Annotated in this window: 3 protein-coding genes; all 3 read right to left on the bottom strand. The window is 60.6% G+C overall.

Features of this window, described 5'->3' with window-relative positions; genetic code table 11:
* Positions 1-571, bottom strand: a 571-nt coding sequence (locus EN984_RS27835; protein ID WP_164765690.1) for a sugar ABC transporter permease, incomplete at its 3' end; no start/stop codon positions are given.
* Between the two features lie 94 nt (positions 572-665).
* Positions 666-1,991 carry an ABC transporter substrate-binding protein gene (locus EN984_RS27830; protein WP_027038230.1) on the bottom strand — a complete coding sequence of 442 codons (1,326 nt, stop codon included), beginning with the start codon at positions 1,989-1,991 and terminating at the stop codon, positions 666-668.
* A gap of 36 nt (positions 1,992-2,027) precedes the next feature.
* The gene (gene ugpC / locus EN984_RS27825) at positions 2,028-3,113 is read right to left on the bottom strand and encodes a sn-glycerol-3-phosphate ABC transporter ATP-binding protein UgpC (RefSeq protein WP_127271287.1); all 1,086 of its coding nucleotides are present in this window, start codon (positions 3,111-3,113) and stop codon (positions 2,028-2,030) included.
* Between the last annotated feature and the right edge of the window lie 111 nt (positions 3,114-3,224).

Here is a 3,224-nt window from a genome sequence, read left to right as displayed (position 1 = left end):
CGAAAGGAATGCCGCGCCAGACATTGGCAGCGATCACCGAGGCGCGCGCGTTCTCCGGATCGCCAAGGAAATTGATGCGGTGATCGATCAGTCCCATTTCCATGAGCGCCCACGACAGGATGGAGAACTGCGAATCGTAGATCCACCAGAAGGCGATGGCCGAGAGCACCGTCGGCACCACCCACGGCAGCAGGACGATCGCGCGGAAGAACGATTTGAAGGGCAGGTTCTGGTTGAGGATGAGCGCCAGCCAGAGGCCGAGCGCGAATTTCAGGATCGAGGCGCTGATCGTGTAGAGCAAGGTGTTGAAGACGGAGAGCCAGAAGACGGCGTCGCTCCACAGGTATTCATAGTTTTCGACGCCGATGAAGATGCCGGGGCGGCCGATGCGGGCATCGGTGAAGCCGAGCCAGACGCCGAGCCCCAGCGGATAGGTCAGGAAGACAAGCAGCAGTGCAGCCGCCGGAAGCATGAAGCCGAAGCCAAGTGCGTTCCGGCTTTCGCTCCAGCGCGACAGAATCCGTGAGAAGATCGAAGGTCGCGGCTGGATAGCAGCTGACGGCACGGCCATGGGTCGGCTCCTGCTGAGGTCTCATTGATCGGCCGGATCGGCCGCGACGCAATCCGAAGCCAGCCGGGCAGCGGCGCTGCCCGGCTGAGCCGGCTCAAACGCGATAATAGCGATTTGCCCGCTTCTCGGCCTCTTCCATTGCCTCTTGCGGCGTGGCCTGGCCGGTCACCGCTTTGGCGAACATGTCGACCAGCACGTAGTCGGCCATGGTTGCCGCCGAGGCATAGCCGAGCGGCCCGGCATAGCCGTTAGGCCGCAGAGTAGCCGAAGCCTTGGCGTAAGCGGCGTTGTTGGGATCGGCAGTCCACACGGGGTTGTTGTCGAATGCCTTCAGTGTCTGGCAGCAATATCCGGCCGAGGAGGTGATCCAGTCCTTCATTTGCGGTTCCTCGAACATGAACTGCAAATACGCCTTGGCCGCGTTGGGGTAGGGCGTGTAATTGAAGATGACAGCCGTGGTCACCTGGAACAATTCGACGGATTTGCCGACAGGACCGATGGGCAGGTTGGTCGTGCGTATGTCCTTGGCGATTTCAGCCAGCTTTGGATCTTTGTCCTTGTTGATCTTGGCCGTGTTGTAGGCGGAAATTCCATTGGCGATCACCCCCAGTTCGCCGGCCAGGAAGGCGCGGTTGTTGTTGACGTCGAGCCAGCTTTCGGTGCCTGGAATGAAGGTCTTGTAAAGCTCCTGCGCATATTCGATCGCCTTGAGGGTCTCGGGGCTGTTGATCGTTACCTTGCCACTCTCGTCGACCATCTGGCCGCCATGGCTCCACAGCAGCCAATGAGCATAGTTGTTGCCGTCGCCGACGCCATGACCATGCGTGAAGCCGGCCGGATGTCCCTTCGCTTGCAAGGCCTTGCAAAGTTCCAGGAAGCCTTTCGTGTCCTTGGGAAACTCCGAAAAGCCGGCCTCTTTCACCCAGCTTTCCCGATAGACGATGGCATTGCCGATCGTGGCCAGGGGCAGGCCGACGAACTTCCCGTCGCGTGTCGCATATTGCTTAGGTCCCTCGTGCCAGCCGCCATATTTCGAGCCGAGATACTCGCCCAGTTCGCTCACGTCGTGCAGCTTGTCGGGATATTGGTGCGGGTCATCGAACCAGACGAACATCAGGTCGGGGCCGGACCCGACATTTGCTGCGACCGCCGCCTTGGGACGAATGTCCTCCCAGCTTTCCTTGTCGACGCGAACCTCGACACCTGTCGCCTCGGTGAAGCGTTTGGTGTTGGCCAGCCATTGGTCTTCATCGCCCTGGACGAAGGGCGACCAGCGCAGCAGTCTAAGCTTGGCGCCATCCTCGGGTTTGTATTTCAGTCCGTCCTGGGCAAGGGCCGGAGAGCTGATGAACCGACTTCCCAAGGCACCCGCCGCCGCGCCGGCGGTGGTGCGGATCACGTCGCGTCTGGTGAACTTCATGCTCGTTTCCTCCTGTTGTTGTCCTTGCCTGTGGTCCTACTGATCGATACGTGTCTGGAATCTCTGTCCGGTTTCTGCGTGAAAGAGATGGATAAGGCTGGGCTCGGCCGTAAGCCGGATGGTTTCGCCCGGCGTAAAGGAATGTCGTTCCCGGAAATTCGCGACGATCTCTTCGCCGCCGGCTGTCCGGCCGATGAGCTGCACTTCGGACCCGGTTGGTTCAACCACCGCGACGGTGACCGGAATGCCCTGGTCGTCGGACAGCCGCAAATGCTCGGGCCTTATTCCCAGCACCACAGGCTCGCCATTGCGGATGGAAAGTGCCGAGGCCAACGGGACCGAAATCCCCCCGGCGCCGCGGAACGAGGGTGAGCCGTCGGTAGCGATCTCGCCCCTCAGCAAATTCATGGCCGGCGAGCCGATAAAGCTGGCGACAAAAAGATTGTTCGGCCGGTCATAGAGTTCCAGCGGCGGCCCTATCTGCTCGACGATGCCGTCATGCATGACCACGATCTTGTCAGCCATGGTCATGGCTTCGATTTGATCGTGAGTGACGTAGACTGTCGTGGTCTTGAGGCGCTGGTGCAGTTCCTTGATCTCGGCGCGCATCTGCACCCTGAGTTTGGCGTCGAGATTGGACAGCGGTTCGTCGAAGAGAAAGACCGCCGGATCACGCACGATCGCGCGGCCCATTGCGACGCGCTGGCGCTGGCCGCCGGAAAGCTGCCGAGGATAGCGCGCCAGCAACGGCACCAGCCCAAGGATTTCGGCCGCGCGGCGCACGCCTGCATCGCTCTCCGGCTTGGAAACTCCTTTGAGCATCAGCGAGAACGCCATGTTCTCGGCGACGGTCATGTGTGGGTAGAGCGCATAGTTCTGGAAGACCATGGCGACGTCGCGCTCCTTGGGCGCAACGTTGTTGACGACACGTTCGCCAATCGCGATCTGGCCGCGTGAAATCTTTTCTAGGCCGGCGATCATTCTGAGGAGGGTTGATTTTCCGCAGCCCGACGGTCCGACCAGAGTGACGAACTCGCCGTCCTCGATGTTCACGCTGACCCCGTGCAGGATCTCGACAGCGCCGAATGATTTATAGACTTCGCCAATTGCGACAGACGCCATCGATCCTCCCAACAAATTCCCGCGACGTCGTCGAAGGAACAACGCTTCCGCTAGCGACAGCCCTGGCTCCTCCCAGGCTCACGCTAGGCTGAAACGGTAGCGCTACCAAAC

This window comes from Mesorhizobium sp. M7A.F.Ca.CA.004.12.1.1, assembly GCF_003997835.1.
Taxonomy (GTDB): domain Bacteria; phylum Pseudomonadota; class Alphaproteobacteria; order Rhizobiales; family Rhizobiaceae; genus Mesorhizobium.
The sequence above is the reverse complement of the archived record's forward strand: the minus strand, read 5'-3'. Positions and strand labels throughout refer to the sequence as shown.

Excerpts from the sequence above, each read along its gene's own strand:
- EN984_RS27830 (WP_027038230.1), bottom strand. The coding sequence starts at position 1,991 with ATGAAGTTCACCAGACGCGACGTGATCCGCACCACCGCCGGCGCGGCG.
- ugpC (WP_127271287.1), bottom strand. The coding sequence starts at position 3,113 with ATGGCGTCTGTCGCAATTGGCGAAGTCTATAAATCATTCGGCGCTGTC.